Genomic DNA, 18909 nt, shown 5'->3' with positions numbered 1-18909 from the left:
AGAGCCCGCCATGCCCTGCCGCCGACTCCTCAGTCATTGCCTGCTGCTTTGCCTCCTGCTGTGCCCACCGCTGTGGGGCGCGGAACTGGCGCTCAGCGGCCACGAACGCAGCTGGCTGGAGGCCCACCCGACGCTGCGGGTGGGCATTTCCCGCGATGGCTGGCCGCCGTTCGAGATGGTCGACGCCCAGGGCAGGTTCCAGGGCATCAGCGCCGACTATCTGAACCAGGTCGCCCAGCGCCTGGGCCTGCAGTTGCAGACGCAGACCTTCGACGACTGGGCGCAGGTGATCGAAGCGGCGCGCAAGGGCGAGGTCGACCTGCTGCCGACCGTGGCGCGCTCGCCCGAGCGCGAGAGCTTCCTCGCCTTCAGCCAGCCCTACCTGAGCACCAGCAGCCTGATCTTCGCCCGCCGCGACAGCAATGTGCGGGTGCTGGACGACCTCTCCGGCAAGCGCGTGGCCGTGGAGCGCGACTTCGCCGTGCACGACCTGCTGCGCACGGCGGTGCCGGGGGTGGCCTTCGTCATCGTCGACGACACCACCGAAGCCCTCAAGGCCGTGGCTTCCGGGAACGCCGACGCCTACGTGGGCAATCTCATCTCGACCAACTACCTGATCGGCCAGCTCAACCTGAGCAACCTGGAGGTGCGCGGCGACAGCGGCCTGGACAACAGCCAGGTGCGCTTCGCCGTGCGCCGCGAGCTGGCGCCCCTGGTGCCGCTGCTCGACCGCGCCCTGGCCAGCATCGACGACGACGAGCAGGAGCGCATCCGCCAGCGCTGGCTGCCGCAGATCGACGCCTTCGACTGGATGCAGCTGCTGCAGGCGGCCTGGCCCTACGTGGCGGGCTTCTTCGCCCTGCTCGCCTTCGTCCTGGTCTGGAACCGCCGCCTGCAGATCCAGGTGGCCGAGCGCGCCCGCGCCGAGGCCGAGGAGCACCGCCAGCGGCGCACCCTGCTGGCGCTGATCAACGCCATCCCCGATCCCATCTGGTTCAAGGACACCGAGGGCCGCTACCTGGGCGCCAACCACGCCTTCGCCGAATGCCTGGGGCTGCCGGCCGAGGACGTGATCGGGCGCAGCGACGCCCAGCTGTTCAGCGATGCCGCCAGCGCCGGCCGCGGCGAGCGCGACCGCCAGGCGCTGTCGGCCAGCCAGCCGTTCGCCAGCGAGGGCTGGGTGGTCTACCCGGACGGCCGGCGGGTGCTGTTCGACACCCTGCGCAGCGCCTTCCACGACGACCACGGCGCCCTGCTCGGGCTGGTGGGGGTGAGCCGCGACATCACCGCGCGCAAGGCCACCGAGGAGGCCCTGGCCCAGGCCCGCGACCTGGCCGAGCAGGCGGCGCGGCTGAAGAGCGAGTTCCTGGCCAACGTCAGCCACGAGATCCGCACCCCGCTGAACATCATCATCGGCCTGGCGCACCTGCTCGAACAGACCGCCCTGGACCCACAGCAGCGCGACTACCTGGGCAAGATCCAGGGCTCGGGCCAGTACCTGCTGGAGCTGATCAGCGACATCCTCGACCTGTCCAAGGTGGAGGCCGGGCGCCTGGAGTTCGAGCACCTGGACTTCGACCTGGAGCGCCTGCTCGGCGAGCTGGTCGACCTGCTGGCGATCCGCGCCGCGGGCAAGGGCCTGAGCCTGGACTGCCACATCGACCCGCGGCTGCCCTCGCACCTGCTGGGCGACTCGCTGCGCCTGCGGCAGATCCTGATGAACTACGGCAACAACGCGCTCAAGTTCACCGAGCACGGCGGGCTGGAGCTGGAGGTGCGCCTGGACATGCAGGCCGGCGACGAGGACTGGCTGTACTTCGGCCTGCGCGACACCGGCATCGGCATCAGCCCGGCGCAGCAGGAACGCCTGTTCGAGTCCTTCCGCCAGGCCGACAACTCCATCACCCGGCGCTACGGCGGCTCGGGCCTGGGGCTGGCGATCTGCAAGCGCCTGGCCGAGGCCATGGGCGGCGAGGTCGGGGTGGACAGCGAGCCGGACAAGGGCAGCCTGTTCTGGTGCCGCCTGCCCCTGGGCCACGTGGAGGACGCGCGGCCCATCGACCTGTCGCGCATCCTGCGCTCGCCCTCGACGGCGCCGCCGCTGCTGGAGGCGCCAGAACCGGCGGGGCCGCCGGCGGTCGAACTGCCGGCGGCCGAGCGCCAGCAGGCCGAGCAGGTGGTGCGCCGCCTGGCGCACCTGCTGGCCGCCGACGACCCGCGTGCCGGACGGCTGGTCGGCGAGCGCGCGGGCCTGCTGCGCAGTATCTTCAATGACGGGTACGACGAAGTCGCGGCGAGCATCCGCCGCTTCGAATTCGAGCGGGCCCTGGAAAAACTGCTGGTGTTGTCGCGCGAGCGCGACATCCGCATCTGAGCGCAAGAGGGGTGGAACCTTGGACAGCATGCTGGACCGACCGGACCAGGAAGTGATCCTGGTGGTCGATGACCAACCGGACAACCTCATGCTCATGAGCGAGCTGCTCATGGGCCAGTATCAGGTGCGCGTCGCCGGCAGCGGCGCCAAGGCCCTGCGCCTGGCCGCCAGCGAGCCGCGGCCGGACCTGGTGCTGCTCGACATCATGATGCCGGAGATGGACGGCTACGAAGTCTGCCGCCAGCTCAAGGCCGACCCGCTGACCGCCGAGATCCCGGTGATCTTCCTCACCGGCATGGTCAGCACCGCCGACGAACAGCGCGGCCTGGACCTGGGCGCGGTGGACTACATCACCAAGCCGATCAGCCCGCCGGTGACCCTGGCGCGCATCCGCGCGCACCTCAAGCTCAAGGCCAACGCCGACTTCCTGCGCGACAAGAGCGAATACCTGGAGCTGGAAGTGCGCCGCCGCAGCCGCGAACTGCAGGCCGCCCAGGACGCCACCCTGGAGGCCATGGCCACCCTCTGCGACCTGCGCGACAACCCGCACAGCCGCCACCTGCTGCGCATCGAGCAGTACATGCGCCTGCTCGCCGACGCCCTGGCCCGGCGCGAGGGCGAGGCCGGCGGCCTGGACCTGGAGCAGATCGAACTGCTGGCGCGCTCGGCGCAACTGCACGACATCGGCAAGGTGGCGGTGCCCGACCGCGTGCTGCTCAACCCCGGCCAGCTCAGCCCCGAGGACCAGCTGCTGATGCAGAGCCACACGCGCATCGGCCACGACGCCCTGGCCGCCGCCGAACGCCGCCTGGGCAGCCCGGCGGAATTCCTGCGCTACGCCAAGGAGATCGCCTACGGCCACCACGAACGCTGGGACGGCAGCGGCTATCCACGGGGACTGCGCGGCGAGCAGATCCCGCTGTCGGCACGGTTGCTGGCGCTGATCGACTGCTACGACGAGCTGACCAGCCGCCATCCCTACCACGCGACCCTCGCGCCGGACGAGGCCCGCCAGCAGGTCCTCGCCGCCAGCGGCAGCCACTTCGACCCGCAGGTGGTGGAGGCCTTCGCCGAGGTGGCCGACGGCTTCGCCGCCATCGCCATCCGCTACGCCGACGACGCCCAGGCCCTGGGCAGCGAGATCGAGCGCATGGCCGACGCCCTGGGCGAAAGCATCGAAATGACCACGACGCCACCATGATTCCGGCGGTCGGTGCTGGGCGTCACCCGGCGCATGTCGTATAAGGGGCGGCTGCGGCCGCTTGGGCCGGATAAGAACGACGACGGAGCCTGATGAAGACACCCAAACGCATAGAGCCGCTGATCGAGGACGGCCTGGTCGACGAAGTGCTGCGCCCGCTGATGAGCGGCAAGGAAGCGGCGGTCTACGTGGTGCGCTGCGGCGAGCAGCTGCGCTGCGCCAAGGTCTACAAGGAGGCCAACAAACGCAGTTTCCGCCAGGCCGCGGAATACCAGGAGGGCCGCAAGGTGCGCAACAGCCGCCAGGCCCGGGCCATGGCCAAGGGCTCGCGCTATGGCCGGCGCGAGCAGGAGGAGGCCTGGCAGAACGCCGAGGTGGCGGCGCTGTTCCGCCTGGCCAATGCCGGGGTGCGGGTACCCAAGCCCTACGACTTCCTCGACGGCGTGCTGCTGATGGAAATGGTCGCCGACGAAGACGGTGACGCCGCGCCGCGCCTCAACGACGTGGTGCTGGAGCCGGAGCAGGCGCGCGAATACCACGACTTCCTCATCCGCCAGATCGTCATGATGCTCTGCGCCGGGCTGGTGCACGGCGACCTCTCGGAGTTCAACGTGCTGCTCGGCCCCGACGGCCCGGTGATCATCGACCTGCCCCAGGCGGTGGACGCGGCGGCCAACAACCACGCCTTCCGCATGCTCGAACGCGACGTCGGCAACATGGCCGCCTACTTCGGCCAGTTCGCCCCGGAGCTCAAGGACACCCGCTACGCCAAGGAAATGTGGGCGCTGTACGAGGACGGCAAGCTGCAGCCGGACACCCCGCTGACCGGCCTCTTCGACGAGCCGGAAGAGGAAGCCGACGTCGATGCGGTGATGCGCGAGATCGCCGCCGCCCTGCGCGAGCAGGAGCGCCGCGAGGCGGCCCGCGCCGAGCAGGATGGCCCGCCGCACGCCGAGGAGCCGCCACCACCGCCGTGGCTGCAGTGAGCCCGCAGGCGGCGCGCCTGATCGCTCTGCTCGCCGCCTGCCCGCAACGCCTGGGCCTGCTGCGCGCCCTGCGCGAGTACGGCCCGCCCGGCGCCTGGATCGGCGCCGGCTTCGTGCGCAACGCCGTCTGGGACCATCTGCACGAGCTCGTCCCCGGCGCGCTGGCGGACGTGGACGTGTTGTACTTCGACGCCCGCTGCTTGCAAGCCGAGGCCGACGAAGCCTTCGAGCGACGCCTGGCCCGGGCCTGCCCGCAGGTGCCCTGGTCGGTGCGCAACCAGGCGCGCATGCACCTGCGCAACGGCGATGCGCCCTATGCGGACGTCGCCGACGCCATGCGCCACTGGCCGGAAGTCTGCACCGCGGTGGCGGTGCGCCTCGCCGACCAGGGCCTGGAGCTGCTGGCGCCGCTGGGCCTGGACGACCTGTTCGAACTGCGCGTTCGCCCCACCGAACATTTCCGCGGCAAGCCCGAGGTCTACCGCCAGCGCCTGCGGGGCAAGGACTGGACACGGCGCTGGCCGCAGCTGCGCATCGAACTGCCCTGACGCTGTATGCGCCATTTGCGCGGCAACTGTGTACATACAGCCCGCCGCGGCCCTGCTAGCGTGGCCCGATCCCACCCGGAAGCACCGCCATGCCCTTGCCGCACATCCTCCTCGCCCTGCTGGTCACGCTGATCTGGGGCGTCAACTTCGTCATCATCAAGGTCGGCCTGCACGACTTCCCGCCGCTGCTGTTCTGCGCCCTGCGCTTCGCCCTGGCGGCGCTGCCGCTGGTGTTCCTGCGCGGGCCGCTGCCGGCGCCGTTCTGGCGCATCGTGCAGATCGGCGTGCTGCTGGGGGTGGTCAAGTTCGGCCTGCTGTTCGTCGGCATGCACCTGGGCATGCCCGCCGGGTTGTCGTCCCTGGTGCTGCAGAGCCAGGTGTTCTTCACCGTGCTGATCGCCGCCGCCTTCCTCGGCGAACGCCCCAGCGCCCGCGCCCTGGCCGGCCTCGCCCTGGCCGCCGGCGGCCTGCTGCTGATCGGCCTGGAACGCCCCCTGGGCGACAGCCTGCTGGCCTTCGCCCTGGTGATGGCCGCGGCCCTGGCCTGGGCCTTCTCCAACATCGCCACCAAGCGCTCCGGGGCCAGCGACATGCTGCGCCTGATCAGTTGGGTGAGCCTGATTCCGCCGTTGCCGCTGCTGGTCCTGTCGTGGATTTTCGAAGGCCCGCAAGCCATCTTGACGGCGCTGACCGGCATCAGTTGGGAAGGCATGGGCGCGCTGCTGTACATCGCCTTCCTCGCCACCACCGTGGGCTTCGGCCTGTGGAGCTTCCTGCTGCGCCGCTACCCGGCCAGCCAGGTCACCCCCTTCGCCCTGGCGGTGCCGGTCTCCGGCCTGCTGTCCGGCTGGCTGCTGCTGGGCGAACGACTCACCGCCCAGGACTGGTTGGCCTGCGCGCTGGTCTTCGTAGGGCTGGCGGTGACGGTGTTGCCGGCATCGTTGTGGCGGCGCGGGGCGGTGGCGCAGGTGCGTGGCTGACCTTGGTTCAGGGCCAGGCCTTATGGTGATGGTGTGGTGAGGTTGCTCTGGTGCTGGCCCTGAAGAGCGCCCTCTCCCTAACCCTCTCCCTGAAGGGAGAGGGGACTGTTGGGCAGAGTTGGATGTTTTGCAGTCAGCCGGACATTCCTGCTGTGGTGTCCAGCTGAAACCTTGATATCAGCCGGCACGGTCTAGCCCCCTCTCCCTTCAGGGCGGGGCGCGCAGCCGAGGGCTGGGGAGAGGGTGCGGAGTCAATCCGAAACACAGCTGCTGCCGGTAAACACCGTTCGCGAGCAAGCTCGCTCCTACAGGGAAGTGCCGTGCTTCACGGGCGCGTAGGGCGAATTACGCCCTACCGCCGATCAACCACAGGAGAAACGCCGTCGTAGGATGGGTGGAGCGGAGCGATACCCATAGCCGTGACTAATCACACCGCTTCGCTCAGCCGCTCCGCCACCCACTGGTTGATGCTCTTGTTGCTCAGCTCCGCCTTGAGCGCGACGCGGGCATGCAGTGCCGGGTCCAGGCGCAGGCTGAGCTTGCCGGAGTAGGGCTTCTGTGGCTCGCGACCAAGCTTGGCGCAGGTGTCGAGGTAGTCGTCGACGGCCTCATGGAACAACTGGCGCAACTCGCTCACCGACTCGCCATGGAAACCGATGACGTCCTGGATGCCGGCGATATGGCCGATGAACAGCCCGTCGTCGTCGCTGTACTCGATGCGTGCGACATAGCCTTTGTATTTCATCGGGCTCATGGTGCGTATCCCGCTCGTTCGATGAAGGCCCGCGCATCGCGGACCTGATAGGGTTTGGCTTCCTTGGCCGGGTGCGGGCGGTGGAAGCTGGCGATGACGCCATTCAGCTCGAAGCGCACGCGCGAGCCGTTGCCTTCGATAAGCCTGGCGCCCAGCGAGAGCAGCAGGGATTCAATGCGTGCCCATTCCAGGTTGCATGGCGTAGGGACCGCGTAGAGCGCTTCCAGGGTCGCCCGCTGCCGGCTATTCATCCGTGATGCCTCTTGTTGGTATCGGATTATGATACCGTCGTAGGCGTTTTGCCAGCCGAATGAGCTTTCCCGACAGGGTGTGGGATGTTTCGTAGGGCGCATAACGCCAACGGTGTTATCCGCCGATCGGACTACTGCTCAACCGTAGGAGAACTGCCGTCGTAGGATGGGTTGAGCGAAGCGATACCCATCGCCATGACTGCCGGTAAACACCATTCGCGAGCAAGCTCGCTCCTACGAAAGACTCGCTGCGCTCAGTGACAGCAACTCCCCGACTCCAGGTCCTTGAGGATCGGGCAGTCCGGGCGGTGGTCGCCCTGGCAGTGGTCGTGGAGTTCCTGCAGGGTGTCGCGCAGGGCGGTGAGTTCGGCGATCTTGCGTTCCAGTTCGGCGATGTGCTGGCCGGTCAGGGCCTTGACGTCGGCGCTGGCGCGCTGGCGGTCCTGCCAGAGGGCGAGCAGGCGGCCGACTTCCTCCAGGGAGAAGCCGAAGTCCCGCGAGCGGCGGATGAAGGCCAGGCGGTGCAGGTCCTGCTCGCTGTAGTGGCGGTAGCCGCTGGCGCTGCGGCCGGCCGGGGCGAGCAGGCCGATGGATTCGTAGTAGCGGATCATCTTCGCCGACAGGCCGCTCTTCTTCGCCGCTTCACCGATGTTCATCGCCGTCTCCCGTTGCGTTCGCGCTCTGTGCCGGTTTCCAGCGCTTGAGCAGCAGCGCGTTGCTCACCACGCTGACGCTGGAGGCGGCCATGGCGGCGCCGGCGACCATCGGGTTGAGCAGGCCGAAGGCGGCCAGGGGCACGCCGACCAGGTTGTAGATGAAGGCCCAGAACAGGTTCTGGCGGATCTTCGCGTAGGTGCGCCGGGCGATGTCCAGAGCTTCGGGGACCAGCCGCGGGTCGCCGCGCATCAGGGTGATGCCGGCGGCGTGCATGGCCACGTCGGTGCCGCCGCCCATGGCGATGCCGACGTCCGCCGCGGCCAGCGCCGGGGCGTCGTTGATGCCGTCGCCGACCATCGCCACCACCTTGCCGCCGCTCCTGAGCTGCGCCACCACCGCGGCCTTGTCCGCCGGCAGCACTTCGGCGTGGACGTCGTCCAGGCCCAGCGCTTCGGCGACCACCCGCGCGCTGCCGCGGTTGTCGCCGGTGATCAGGTGGCTGCCGATGCCGCGCTCGCGCAGCGCCCGCACCGCCTCGGCGGCGCCGGGCTTGAGGCTGTCGCCGAAGGCGAACAGGCCGAGCAGGCGCGGTTGCGGCTGCAGTTCGAGCAGCCAGGACAGGGTGCGGCCCTGGCCTTCCCATTCCGTGGCCTTGTCTTGCAGTTCGCCGGCGGCCAGGCCCTGTTCGTCGAGCAGGCGGCGGTTGCCCAGGGCCAGCAGGCGCTCGCCGACCTGGCCCTGGATGCCGCGCCCGGCCAGGGCCTGACTGTGGCTCACGATGGGGACGCGCAGGTGCTGCTCGGCGCAGGCGCTGAGCACCGCCTTGGCCAGCGGGTGCTCGCTGCCGCGCTGCAGGGCGCCGGCCAGGGCCAGGGCGGCGTCGGGTTCGCCTTCGGCCACGGCGAAGTGGACCAGGCTGGGCGTGCCCGAGGTGAGGGTGCCGGTCTTGTCGAAGGCCACGGCGCTCACCGCGTGGGCGACTTCCAGGGCCTCGGCGTCCTTGATCAGGATGCCGTGGCGCGCGGCCACGCCGGTGCCGGCCATGATCGCCGTCGGCGTCGCCAGGCCCAGGGCGCAGGGGCAGGCGATGACCAGCACGGCCACCGCGTTGATCAGTGCGGTTTCCACGCCGGCGCCGGCCAGCAGCCAGCCGGCCAGGGTGACCAGGGCGATGCCGATCACCACCGGGACGAAGACGTTGCTGACCTTGTCCACCAGCTTCTGGATCGGCGCCTTGGCCGCCTGGGCGTCTTCCACCAGGCGGATGATGCGCGCCAGCACGGTTTCCCCGCCCAGGGCGGTGGCGCGGATGGTCAGCAGGCCCTCGCCGTTGATGGCCCCGCCGGTCACCTTGTCACCCGGGGCCTTGGGCACCGGCAGGCTTTCCCCGGTGATCAGCGCCTCGTCGGCGTGGCTGCGGCCGTCGAGCACCTTGCCGTCCACCGGGAAGCGCTCGCCGGGGCGCACCAGCAGTTCGTCGCCCAGGCTCAGCTCGGCGATGGCGACGTCTTCCTCGTGGCCGTCGCGGATACGCGTGGCGCGTTCCGGGCGCAGCGCCTCCAGGGCGCGGATGGCCGTGGCGGTCTGGCGCTTGGCGCGGCTTTCCAGGTACTTGCCGAGGAGGATCAGGGCGATCACCACGGCGCTGGCCTCGAAATAAAGGTGCGGCATGGCGCCGGGGGCGGCGCTCAGCCACAGGTACAGGCTCAGGCCGTAGCCGGCGCTGGTGCCCAGGGCCACCAGCAGGTCCATGTTGCCGCTGCGGGCGCGCACCGCCTTCCACGCCGAGACGTAGAAGCGCGCGCCGATGATGAATTGCACCGGGGTGGCCAGGGCGAACTGCACCCAGGCCGGCAGCATCCAGTGCAGCCCGGCCCATTCGGCGAACATCGGCAGTACCAGGGGCACGGCCAGGACGATGGCCGCCAGCAGGAACCAGCGCTCGCGGGCCAGGCGCGCCAGGGCCGGGTCCTCGGCCGGGCGTTCGGCCTGGAGCAGGCGGGCGTGGTAGCCGGCCTTGTCCACCGCGGCGATGAGGGTGGCCGGGTCAACCGGGCCGAGCAGGTCCAGGCGGGCGCGTTCGCTGGCCAGGTTGACGCTGGCCTCGCGCACCCCGGGGACCTTCTTCAGCGCGCGCTCCACGCGGCCCACGCAGCTGGCGCAGGTCATGCCGTCGATGGCCAGCTCCAGGCTGTGGCTGGGCACCTGGTAGCCGGCGTTCTCCACCGCGGCCACCAGGGCCGGCAGCTGTTCGGGCGAGTCGACGCTCACCCGCGCCTGCTCGCTGGCCAGGTTGACGCTGGCCGCGAGCACCCCGGGCACCTTCTTCAGGGCCCGTTCGACGCGGCCAACGCAGGATGCGCAGGTCATGCCGGTCACCGGCAGGTCGAGCTCGATGGGGCTGTTCATGTGGACGATCCTCCTGATGTCCGCCGCCCGCTTCCGGCGGGCGCGGCGGTCACGATCCGACGATGCTGCGAGGATGAACCTTGCCACGAGGGCAAGGTCAAGCCCTCGCTCAGGGATCGTTGACCGGCGTCAGGAACAGCCCGCCCTCGCGGTAGCCGATGCGGTAGTTGCGGATTTCCCCGGCGCGCAGGCGCAGGGTCTGCGCCTGCAGTTGCTGCATGCCGTCGCGGCAGGCGCCGGTGGCGGAGACGGCGAGGCGGATGGGCACCTCGCCGGGGGACAGGTTCAGCGCCACGGTGCCTTCGGGCTGCAGGCGCGCCAGCAGTTCGCCGCGCACGTAGAGGTCGATGTCGCAGGCGCTGCCGCTCTGCAGGCCCTGGCGGCTGATGTTGAGCACGGCGTAGCCGGGCGGCGGCGGGTCCTGCTGCGGCCAGGCCTGCACCGTCGGCGGGTCGGCGGCCAGGGCCAGGGCGGGCCAGAGCAGGCAGGGCAGGGCGCGGAGCAGGCGGCGCATGGGGGGCTCCCGGTAGGGCTCGGATGCGCAGAGCTTGGCCGAGGGCGGCGCCGGGGGCAAGCCCGCGGCGTGGCGCCGCAGGGGGCTTGACCTTGCCACGGTGGCAAGGTCGACACTGCGCCCATCGTCAAGCGAACCCGAGGAGTTCGACCATGCAAGCGTTCAGCGTGAAAGGCATGTCCTGCGGCCACTGCGTGCGGGCCATCACCCAGGCGATCCAGGCCCGCGACGGCGCGGCCGAGGTCCAGGTGGACCTGGCCGGCGGCGAGGTGCGGGTGGCCAGCCGCCTGGCGGCCGAAGAGGTGCTGGCGGCGATCCGCGAGGAGGGCTACGAGGCCGCGCTGGCCTGAGCCGCGCCGGCCCGGCTCCAGTCGCGGATCAGGCCGCGGAACAGCGGCTCGAACAGCGCTTCGGCGTCCTCCAGCGGATCGAACAGCTGCGGGTCGCGCAGCCAGTCGTTGATCAGCCCGTGGATCAGGCCGTGGACCGCCCGCGAGGCGGTCTTCGGCGTCACCCCGGGCAGTAGCCGCACCCGGCATTTGTCGCGGGCGAAGAGCTGCTCGCAAAGGTCGATGAACTGGCGGATGAAGGCGTTGTGGCGGAGGATCGCCTCGCGCAGTTCCTCGGTGAACTCGCAGCGCTGCATCAGGATGGTCAGCACGCGGCGCTTCTGCGCGTTCTGCGCCAGGCTGTGCACCACTTCCACGCACAGGTCGAACAGCGATTGCAGCGGGTCCACCCCGTCGCAGCCGGACAGGCGCAAGGCCAGTTGTTCCGGCGGCAGGCGCACCTGGGCGAGCAGTTCGTTGAACAGGTGGGCCTTGTTCTCGAAGTGCCAGTACACCGCCCCGCGCGTCACCCCGGCGTTGCGGGCGATCTCCTCGAGGCTGGTGCTGGAAACGCCGTTTTCCAGGAACAGCGCCTCCGCCGAGTCGAGGATCGTCTGGCGGGTCCGTTCCGAATCTTCTTTAGTTCTTCTCATGGCGCGGTTTGCTATACGGGCTAGGCTCACTGGTGTTCCCGCAGTTTACTGAAATTTCGAGCGGGAACCGTGAGTTACTGGCGGATGGCAGTTTTCCCCCGACAGCGTGCCGAATCGTCCTAGCCGACATTTTCCATGGAGAGGTTCTATGCCGTTCACCCCGCGCTTGCCCGCCGCCCTGACCCTGTGTGCCCTGGTCGCCGCGCAGTCTGTCCTGCCGGCCCTGGCGGACGAGGGGAGCGCGGCGCCACCGGCCCCGGAGGTCACGGTGGAAGTGGCCAGGAGCGCCAGCCTGCCGCTGAACCTCGAATATTCGGCGCGGGCGGCCGGCTACCGCGAGGTGGAGGTGCGCGCCCAGGTCAGCGGCATCCTGCAGAAGCGCACCTACGAGGAAGGCCGGCCGGTGAAGCAGGGCCAGGTGCTGTTCCAGATCGACCCGCGCCCCTACCAGGCCGCCCTCGGCCAGGCCAAGGGCGCGCTGGCCCAGGCCCAGGCGCGCTACCGCCAGACCGACCGCGACCTCAGGCGCATCCGCGAGCTGCAGCGCAAGGGCTTCGCCAGCGCCAGCGAGCTGGATCGCTACACCTCCGACTACGAGCAGGCCAAGGCCGACGTCGAGGCGGCCAAGGCCAACGTCGACGCCAAGCAGATCGACCTGGACTACACCACGGTGAAGGCGCCGATCTCCGGCATGGCCAGCAAGGAGACGCGCTCCGAGGGCAGCCTGGTGACCGCCAGCGACCCCAACACCAGCCTGCTCACCGAGCTGACCCAGCTCGACCCCATCTACGTCAACTTCGCCTATTCCGATACCGAGGCCGCGCGCCTGCGCGAGGGCGTGCAGCAGGGCCGCCTGGTGCTGCCCGAGCACGGCAAGCTGAACGCGCAGATCTTCTTCGGCGACGGCAGCCGCTACCCCATCGACGGCGTGGTGGACTTCACCGACAGCTTCGTCAACACCGGCACCGGCACCATCAACGCCCGCGCCGTGGTGCCCAACCCGGAAACCCACCTGATCCCCGGCCAGTTCGTCCGCGTGGTGGTCACCGGCATCGTCCGCAAGGCCGCGGTGACCGTGCCCGAGCGCGCCCTGGCCCAGGGGCCGCGCGGCACCTTCGTCTACGTGGTGGATAAGGACGGCTTCGCCCGCGTGCGCCAGGTGACCACCTCGCAGGTGGTCAACCAGCGCTGGATAGTCGATTCCGGCGTCGACGACGGCGACAGGGTGATCGTCGACGGCCTGCCCAAGGTCCGCCCGGACCAGCCGGTGAAGGCCGTCGAGGCGCCGGCCGCGCCGGCGCAGCAGGCCCCCGCCCAGCCAGCCCAGTCCTGAAGGAGCGGCCATCGTGATCTCGCGCTTCTTCATCGACCGCCCCGTGTTCGCCATGGTGATCTCCATCGTCATCCTGCTCGCGGGCCTGGCGGCCCTGCGCGCGCTGCCGGTGGCGCAGTACCCGGAGATCCTGCCGCCGCAGGTCTCGGTGACCGCCTCCTACCCCGGCGCCAGCTCGCAGGTCATCGCCGAGACCGTGGCGGCGCCGCTGGAACAGGAGATCAACGGCGTCGAGGGCATGATCTACCAGCTGTCCAACTCCGACAGCAGCGGCGCCATGAGCCTGACCGTGTACTTCAAGGTCGGCACCGACCCGGACCAGGCCACCATCAACGTCAACAACAAGGTCCAGGCCGCCCTGGCCAAGCTGCCGGAGGAAGTGCGCCGGCAGGGCGTGAAGGTGCAGAAGAAGTCTGCCGACATCCTCCAGGTGGTGACGCTGTTCTCCCCGGACGGCTCGCGCGACCCGGTGTTCATCAGCAACTACGCGCTGATCAACGTCATCGACGAGCTCAAGCGCCTCCCCGGCGTGGGCGACGTCACCCAGTTCGGCTCCAAGGACTACGCCATGCGCATCTGGCTGCGCCCGGACAAGCTGGCGCAGTACAACCTCACCCCCAGCGACGTGGTCGACGCCATCCGCGAGCAGAACTCGCAGTTCGCCGCCGGCAACTTCGGCAAGGAGCCGCTGAACACCCCGCAGGACTTCACCTACACGGTGAGCACCCAGGGCCGCTTCACCGACCCGAAGGAGTTCGAGGGCGTCATCCTGCGCACCGACAGCACCGGCGCCAGCCTGCGCCTGAAGGACGTCGCGCGCATCGAGCTGGGCGCCCAGGACTACTCGATGAAGACCACGCTGAACGGGCGGCTCAACGCTTCCTTCGGCGTCTACCTGCAGCCGGGGGCCAACGCCCTGGACACCGCCGAGGCCGTGGAAACCACCATGGAGCGGCTGGCCAAGCGCTTCCCCGAAGGCGTCGTCTACAAGATCCCCTACGACACCACCACCTTCGTCAAGGTATCCATCGAGGAGGTGGTGCACACCTTCTTCGAGGCCCTGGTGCTGGTGATGCTGGTGGTCTACATCTTCCTGCAGAACCTGCGCGCCACGCTGATCCCGGTGCTGGCCATCCCGGTGTCGCTGGTCGGCACCTTCGCCGGCATGTACCTGCTGGGCTTCTCCATCAACCTGCTGACGCTGTTCGGCATGGTGCTGGCCATCGGCATCGTGGTGGACGACGCCATCGTGGTGCTGGAGAACGTCGAGCGGGTGATGCGCACCGAGAAGCTGCCGCCGCGGGAGGCGGCGATCAAGGCCATGGAGGAGGTGACCGGGCCGATCGTCGCCATCGTCCTGGTGCTCTGCGCGGTGTTCGTCCCCGTGGGCTTCCTCGGCGGCCTGGCCGGGCAGATGTACCAGCAGTTCGCGATCACCATCGCGGTCTCGGTGGTGATCTCCGGGATAGTCGCGCTGACCCTCTCGCCGGCGCTCTGCGCGCTGATCCTCAAGCCCGAGCACAAGGAGCCGGCGGCGCCGTTCCGCTGGTTCAACCGCATGTTCGACTCGGCCACCTCGGCCTACGGCGCCGGCGTGCAGTTCTTCCTCAAGCGCGTGCTCATCGGCCTACTGGTGTTCGGCGGGATGATCGCGCTGATGCTGCTGCTGTTCGGCCGGGTGCCCGGCTCGCTGGTGCCCGACGAGGACCAGGGCTACGTGATCAACGCCTACATGCTGCCGCCGGCGGCCTCGCTGTCGCGCACCGAGGCGGTCACCGACGCCGTCTCGCAGCAGTTGGAGAAGCATCCGGCGGTGCAGGACGTGCTGACCTTCGCCGGCCTGAACATCCTCACCAACGCCAACACCACCAGCGCCGGGGTGTCCTTCGTCACCCTCAAGGACTGGAAGGAGCGCGAGACCCCCGAGCTGGACGCGCGCAACCTCACGCGCACCTTCATGGCCATGGGCGCCAGGCAGCAGGATGGCGTGGTGATGAGCTTCAACCCCCCGCCGATCACCGGCATGAGCACCACCGGCGGCTTCGAGGCGTACATCCAGGACCGTAGCGGCGGCACCTCCGCGCAGCTCGAACAGATGGTGCAGAAGTTCATGGCGGCGGCGGCCAAGCGCCCGGAACTGGCTGGGGTGACCAGCACCTTCAACGCCAACGTGCCGCAGTACTTCATCAACCTCGACCGCACCAAGGCGCGTTCGCTGGGGGTGGCCATCAACGATGTGTTCACCGCCATGCAGGCGACCTTCGGCGCCTACTACGTCAACGACTTCACCCTCTACGGGCGGACCTGGAAGGTCAACCTGCAGTCCGAGTCGGACTTCCGCCGCAAGCCCGAGGACCTGACCCAGGTGTACGTGCGCTCCTCCAGCGGTGACCTGGTGCCGCTGTCGGCCCTGGTCAGCGTGCAGCGCACCCTCGGCCCGGATTCCTACGCGCGCTTCAACGTGTTCCCCGCGGCCAAGCTGCTCGGCGGCCCGGCGCCGGGCTACAGCTCCGGCCAGGCCCTGGCGGCGATGCAGGAGGTGGCCGACCAGACCCTCGGCGACAGCTACTTCCTCACCTGGATCGGCTCGGCCTACCAGGAGTTGGAGACCCAGGGCTCGGGCAGCACGGCGTTCGTCTTCGGCCTGATCCTGGTGTTCCTCATCCTCGCCGCCCAGTACGAGCGCTGGACCCTGCCGCTGGCGGTGGTCACCGCGGTGCCCTTCGCGGTGTTCGGCGCCATCCTCGCCATCTGGCTGCGCGGGCTGAGCAACGACGTGTACTTCCAGGTCGGCCTGGTGACGCTGATCGGCCTGGCGGCGAAGAACGCCATCCTGATCATCGAGTTCGCCGTGATGGTCCGCGAGGAGCAGGGGCTGAGCCCGCTGCAGGCGGCGCTGGAGGCGGCCAAGCTGCGCTTCCGGCCGATCGTCATGACCTCCCTGGCGTTCATCCTCGGCGTGGTGCCGCTGGCCATCAGCAGCGGCGCCGGCTCGGCCAGCCGCCATTCGATCGGCACCGGGGTGATCGGCGGCATGCTCGCGGCCACCGTGCTGGCGACCTTCCTCATCCCGATGTTCTACATGCTGGTGGAATCGGCCGCCGAACGCCTGGGCAAGCGCAAGACCAAGACCCGGCCCGCGGCCGAAGCGGCCCAGGGGGAGGGGCCGGCGCACTGACGGGCACGGGCGCCGGCCGCCTGGCCGGGGCCTGAAGCCGGCTCGCAAATTTCCTCTTCCGGCCCTGTCCCGGGGCCGGCGAATTGATATGCTTGCCGGCGTTTCGTTAGCCTGCTTGCAATTCTTGCCCGAACCTTTCCAGGCCCCGTCCGCCGGCGACGGCGCCCACGGTGTTCCATGACCTTTCGCATCCTGCTGATCCTCGGCGCGCTGAGCGCCTTCGGCCCCATGGCCATCGACTTCTACCTGCCTAGCTTCCCGGCGCTGGCCGCGGCCTTCGGCACCGACGTCGAGCACATCCAGCTGAGCCTGTCGGCCTACTTCGCCGGCTTGGCCATCGGCCAACTGCTCTATGGCCCGCTGGCCGACCGCTACGGCCGGCGCCTGCCGCTGCTGCTGGGGGTGATAATCTTCACCGCGGCCTCGCTGGCCTGCGCCTTCGCGCCGGACCTGCACTGGCTGATCGGCGCGCGCTTCGTCCAGGCCCTGGGCGGCTGCGCCGGCATGGTCATCTCGCGGGCGGTGGTGCGCGACCTGTGCGATGCGGTGGCGGCGGCCAAGGCCTTCTCGCAGCTGATGCTGGTGATGGGCCTGGCGCCAATCCTCGCGCCCCTGGGCGGCGGCGCGCTGCTGGGGCTGTTCGGCTGGCAGTCGATCTTCCTCTGCCTGGTGGTGTTCAGCGCCGTGGCCGGCAGCGCCATCGCCCTGTGGCTGCCCGAGACCATCCCCGCCGGCCCGCGGCCGCCGCTGTCCGGCGCCCTGAGGGAATACCGCCGGCTGCTGGGCGAGCGCGCCTTCCTCTGCTACGCGCTGACCGGCGGCGTGGCCATCGCCGGGATGTTCGCCTACATCGCCGGCTCGCCCTTCGTGTTCATCCAGCTCTACCAGGTGCCGGCGGAACACTACGGCTGGATCTTCGGCAGCAACGCCGCCGGCTTCATCCTCATGGCCCAGGTCAACGCGCGCCTGCTGCGCTACCGCGGGCCGGGGTTCTGGCTGCGCCGCGCGGTGTGGGTGTACTTCTTCTGCGGCCTGGCGCTGCTGGCGGTCACCCTGTTCCGCCCGGCGCACCTGTGGCCGCTGCTGCTGCCGCTGTTCGGCGCCATCGCCAGCCTGGGCTTCCTGCTGCCCAACTCCTCGGCCTGCGCCATGGCCGGGCAGGGCAGCCACGCCGGCAGCGCCTCGGCGCTGATGGGCAGCCTGCAGTTCACGGTGGCGGCGGCTGCCTCGGCGCTGGTCGGCGCGCTGCACGACGGCAGCGCGCTGCCCATGGCGCTGGTGATCACGACCTGCGGCGGCTGCGCGGCGCTGCTGGGCTGGTACACCGGGCAGATCAGCGAGCGCAGCGTCTGAGGCGCTTCAGCCGGTCAGTGGCTGCTCCGTGCGCGGCAGCGCGTGGGGCGCGCGCAGGCGGGCCTCCAGGGTGCTGACGAAGTGCCGCGCCTCCTGCTCGTTGCGGAAGTCCACGGCGAACTGATCGAGGCAGACCTGCCAGCGCTTGCCCTGGGCGCCGGCCGACGGACGAACGAGTATGTGCATGGCGCGACACCCGTGTCTGTGTTGGGGGGAAGCTGAGTGTAGTTCCGCCAGCCGGGCTGTCCGGGGCGACTCGACAATCGGCGCCGGGGGCCTCAGGCGCCGCCGCGGCCCTCGCCCAGGCGGGCCCGGTAGGCGCTGGGCGAGAGCCCCATGACCTTGCTGAAAAGTCTTGAAAAATAATAGCTGTCGTCATACCCCAGGGCCTCGCTGACCTGGGCGACGCTGTGCCCGCTGCTGTCCAGCAACTGGCAGGCGTATTCGATCTTCAGGTGCAGGAAGTGCTGCACCGGCGTGCGCCCGGTCAGCGCCCGGTAGCGGTTGACGAAGTGGAACTTCGACAGGTTGCAGAAGGCCGCCAGTTGGGCCAGGTCCAGGCGCTGGTGCAGGTTCTCGCGCATGTAGGCGTGCAGGCCGTCCAGGTCCAGCCCGCCCTCGCGCAGCGGGCGCAGCAGCGGCAACTGGCAGAGCAGGGCGCGCAGGCGGCTGGCGGCGAGCAGGAAGGGCTGGAAGCGGTAGCCGCTGTGGCGCGCCTCCAGCAACTGGGCGAAGCCGCTGAGCAGGGCATGCTGCACGCCCCAGTGGCGCACCGGCGAGGCCCCGTAGCCGGCGGCCTGGCGCAGCCAGGCGGCGCCGTCGCCGCGCAGGTGCACCCAGGAAATGGTCCAGGGCTGCGAATCGTCGGCGCGGTAGGCGTGGGCCATGCCCGGCGGCAGCCAGACCAGGTCGCCGCAGCCGATGGTCAGCGCCAGGGGCCCGCCGGGGCCTTCGACCAGCAGGTGACCGAGGCCTTCGCTGCAGTAGATCAGCAGGTGGTCGTCGTGGCGCTCGCGGCTCATCTGGTGGTCGCGGGCGCGCCGGTAATGGCCCAGGGAGGTGGGGTAGAGGTCGCGGCTGAGCGGGTGCGCGGCCAGCTTGCCGAGCAGCGTGGGCGGCAGCAGCAGGCGCAGGCTGTCGGCGGGCAGGGGCCAATCCGAGGTTCTCGACATCTGGGTAGCAGGCTCAGCAATTTAATCCATCAAGAACACAATTTAGTCGATCTTGGCGCCTGCATGCCGGTGATAGCTTTGCCCGGGAAGGAGGGGGCGTGATGGCCTCCCGCAATAAAAGCCGGTTGGTCCCCAGGGCAGCCGGTTCGGCCGAGGGGCGCGGTCTCCCAGGAAGGCTCCGCCGGCTTACGACCAAAGGTTGATGGCGGCCCCCCGC

17 protein-coding genes are annotated in these 18909 nt (G+C 69.8%); 9 read left to right on the top strand and 8 right to left on the bottom strand.

The window, feature by feature from the left end; translation table 11 throughout:
* Positions 1-10 precede the first annotated feature (10 nt).
* The 5 genes from ACTWJ5_RS26270 (at position 11) to ACTWJ5_RS26250 (ending at position 6089) form a co-directional block, all read left to right on the top strand.
* Positions 11-2374: an ATP-binding protein gene (locus tag ACTWJ5_RS26270; protein ID WP_074984987.1), complete on the top strand. Its 2364-nt coding sequence runs from the start codon at positions 11-13 to the stop codon at positions 2372-2374.
* A 19-nt stretch (positions 2375-2393) separates the two neighbouring features.
* Positions 2394-3575 carry a response regulator gene (locus ACTWJ5_RS26265; protein ID WP_253392245.1) on the top strand — a complete coding sequence of 394 codons (1182 nt, stop codon included), beginning with the start codon at positions 2394-2396 and terminating at the stop codon, positions 3573-3575.
* Between the two features lie 92 nt (positions 3576-3667).
* Positions 3668-4561: a PA4780 family RIO1-like protein kinase gene (locus ACTWJ5_RS26260; protein ID WP_444436846.1), complete on the top strand. Its 894-nt coding sequence runs from the start codon at positions 3668-3670 to the stop codon at positions 4559-4561.
* Entirely contained in the window at positions 4558-5109 is a 552-nt protein-coding gene (locus tag ACTWJ5_RS26255; RefSeq protein WP_249920208.1) for a nucleotidyltransferase family protein, read from the top strand. The genes ACTWJ5_RS26260 and ACTWJ5_RS26255 overlap by 4 nt, the downstream gene beginning before the upstream one ends.
* Before the next feature lie 89 nt (positions 5110-5198).
* The gene (locus ACTWJ5_RS26250; RefSeq protein ID WP_444436845.1) at positions 5199-6089 is read left to right on the top strand and encodes an EamA family transporter; all 891 of its coding nucleotides are present in this window, start codon (positions 5199-5201) and stop codon (positions 6087-6089) included.
* A 427-nt stretch (positions 6090-6516) separates the two neighbouring features.
* Here the strand turns inward: ACTWJ5_RS26250 and ACTWJ5_RS26245 are convergent, their stop codons facing one another.
* From ACTWJ5_RS26245 to ACTWJ5_RS26225, 5 genes are all read right to left on the bottom strand, one after another.
* Positions 6517-6843, bottom strand: coding sequence for a type II toxin-antitoxin system HicB family antitoxin (locus ACTWJ5_RS26245; RefSeq protein ID WP_074984995.1), 327 nt, complete (start codon positions 6841-6843; stop codon positions 6517-6519).
* The gene (locus ACTWJ5_RS26240) at positions 6840-7094 is read right to left on the bottom strand and encodes a type II toxin-antitoxin system HicA family toxin (protein WP_074984997.1); all 255 of its coding nucleotides are present in this window, start codon (positions 7092-7094) and stop codon (positions 6840-6842) included. Before ACTWJ5_RS26240 ends, ACTWJ5_RS26245 begins: the two co-directional genes overlap by 4 nt.
* Before the next feature lie 254 nt (positions 7095-7348).
* A complete protein-coding gene (cueR, locus tag ACTWJ5_RS26235) occupies positions 7349-7750 on the bottom strand; it encodes a Cu(I)-responsive transcriptional regulator (RefSeq protein WP_253392247.1) in 402 nt (133 codons plus the stop codon).
* Complete coding sequence (locus ACTWJ5_RS26230) at positions 7737-10160, bottom strand: heavy metal translocating P-type ATPase (RefSeq protein WP_444436844.1); 2424 nt, start codon at positions 10158-10160, stop codon at positions 7737-7739. Before ACTWJ5_RS26230 ends, cueR begins: the two co-directional genes overlap by 14 nt.
* A 109-nt stretch (positions 10161-10269) precedes the next feature.
* Positions 10270-10674, bottom strand: a complete 405-nt coding sequence (locus tag ACTWJ5_RS26225; protein ID WP_116425556.1) for a hypothetical protein — start codon at positions 10672-10674, stop codon at positions 10270-10272.
* Positions 10675-10826: 152 nt separating this feature from the next.
* Between ACTWJ5_RS26225 and ACTWJ5_RS26220 the strand changes: the two genes are divergently transcribed.
* Complete coding sequence (locus ACTWJ5_RS26220) at positions 10827-11024, top strand: heavy-metal-associated domain-containing protein (protein ID WP_009616013.1); 198 nt, start codon at positions 10827-10829, stop codon at positions 11022-11024.
* On the opposite strand, the gene ACTWJ5_RS26215 is transcribed toward ACTWJ5_RS26220, so the two are convergent.
* A complete protein-coding gene (locus ACTWJ5_RS26215; RefSeq protein ID WP_116425555.1) occupies positions 11003-11656 on the bottom strand; it encodes a TetR family transcriptional regulator in 654 nt (217 codons plus the stop codon). The genes ACTWJ5_RS26220 and ACTWJ5_RS26215 overlap by 22 nt on opposite strands.
* Positions 11657-11804: 148 nt before the next feature.
* On the opposite strand from ACTWJ5_RS26215, the gene ACTWJ5_RS26210 reads away from it, so the two are divergent.
* The 3 genes from ACTWJ5_RS26210 to ACTWJ5_RS26200 all read left to right on the top strand — a co-directional run bounded on the left by ACTWJ5_RS26210 (position 11805) and on the right by ACTWJ5_RS26200 (position 17520).
* Entirely contained in the window at positions 11805-12989 is a 1185-nt protein-coding gene (locus tag ACTWJ5_RS26210; protein ID WP_116425554.1) for an efflux RND transporter periplasmic adaptor subunit, read from the top strand.
* A gap of 13 nt (positions 12990-13002) precedes the next feature.
* A complete protein-coding gene (locus tag ACTWJ5_RS26205; protein WP_301500188.1) occupies positions 13003-16167 on the top strand; it encodes an efflux RND transporter permease subunit in 3165 nt (1054 codons plus the stop codon).
* A 177-nt stretch (positions 16168-16344) separates the two neighbouring features.
* Positions 16345-17520: a multidrug effflux MFS transporter gene (locus ACTWJ5_RS26200; RefSeq protein ID WP_444436843.1), complete on the top strand. Its 1176-nt coding sequence runs from the start codon at positions 16345-16347 to the stop codon at positions 17518-17520.
* A 6-nt stretch (positions 17521-17526) separates the two neighbouring features.
* Here the strand turns inward: ACTWJ5_RS26200 and ACTWJ5_RS26195 are convergent, their stop codons facing one another.
* Together ACTWJ5_RS26195 and ACTWJ5_RS26190 are read right to left on the bottom strand one after the other, a co-directional pair.
* On the bottom strand, positions 17527-17706 hold the full coding sequence (locus ACTWJ5_RS26195) for a hypothetical protein (protein WP_009616018.1): 180 nt from the start codon (positions 17704-17706) through the stop codon (positions 17527-17529).
* A 92-nt stretch (positions 17707-17798) separates the two neighbouring features.
* Positions 17799-18692: an AraC family transcriptional regulator gene (locus tag ACTWJ5_RS26190; protein ID WP_074985014.1), complete on the bottom strand. Its 894-nt coding sequence runs from the start codon at positions 18690-18692 to the stop codon at positions 17799-17801.
* Positions 18693-18909: the final 217 nt, after the last annotated feature.

It is taken from the genome of Pseudomonas sp. A6 (genome assembly GCF_052367875.1).
In the GTDB taxonomy this organism is placed as follows: domain Bacteria; phylum Pseudomonadota; class Gammaproteobacteria; order Pseudomonadales; family Pseudomonadaceae; genus Pseudomonas; species Pseudomonas citronellolis.
This window is presented reverse-complemented; position numbering and strand designations above follow the sequence as displayed.

Bases quoted from the DNA above. Each gene is read 5' to 3' on its own strand.
- ACTWJ5_RS26250 (WP_444436845.1), top strand. From the start codon at position 5,199: ATGCCCTTGCCGCACATCCTCCTCGCCCTGCTGGTCACGCTGATCTGG.
- ACTWJ5_RS26200 (WP_444436843.1), top strand. From the start codon at position 16,345: ATGACCTTTCGCATCCTGCTGATCCTCGGCGCGCTGAGCGCCTTCGGC.
- ACTWJ5_RS26195 (WP_009616018.1), bottom strand. From the start codon at position 17,706: ATGCACATACTCGTTCGTCCGTCGGCCGGCGCCCAGGGCAAGCGCTGG.
- ACTWJ5_RS26270 (WP_074984987.1), top strand. From the start codon at position 11: ATGCCCTGCCGCCGACTCCTCAGTCATTGCCTGCTGCTTTGCCTCCTG.
- cueR (WP_253392247.1), bottom strand. From the start codon at position 7,750: ATGAACATCGGTGAAGCGGCGAAGAAGAGCGGCCTGTCGGCGAAGATG.
- ACTWJ5_RS26245 (WP_074984995.1), bottom strand. From the start codon at position 6,843: ATGAGCCCGATGAAATACAAAGGCTATGTCGCACGCATCGAGTACAGC.
- ACTWJ5_RS26260 (WP_444436846.1), top strand. From the start codon at position 3,668: ATGAAGACACCCAAACGCATAGAGCCGCTGATCGAGGACGGCCTGGTC.
- ACTWJ5_RS26240 (WP_074984997.1), bottom strand. From the start codon at position 7,094: ATGAATAGCCGGCAGCGGGCGACCCTGGAAGCGCTCTACGCGGTCCCT.
- ACTWJ5_RS26230 (WP_444436844.1), bottom strand. From the start codon at position 10,160: ATGAACAGCCCCATCGAGCTCGACCTGCCGGTGACCGGCATGACCTGC.
- ACTWJ5_RS26190 (WP_074985014.1), bottom strand. From the start codon at position 18,692: ATGTCGAGAACCTCGGATTGGCCCCTGCCCGCCGACAGCCTGCGCCTG.
- ACTWJ5_RS26220 (WP_009616013.1), top strand. From the start codon at position 10,827: ATGCAAGCGTTCAGCGTGAAAGGCATGTCCTGCGGCCACTGCGTGCGG.
- ACTWJ5_RS26225 (WP_116425556.1), bottom strand. From the start codon at position 10,674: ATGCGCCGCCTGCTCCGCGCCCTGCCCTGCCTGCTCTGGCCCGCCCTG.
- ACTWJ5_RS26210 (WP_116425554.1), top strand. From the start codon at position 11,805: ATGCCGTTCACCCCGCGCTTGCCCGCCGCCCTGACCCTGTGTGCCCTG.
- ACTWJ5_RS26215 (WP_116425555.1), bottom strand. From the start codon at position 11,656: ATGAGAAGAACTAAAGAAGATTCGGAACGGACCCGCCAGACGATCCTC.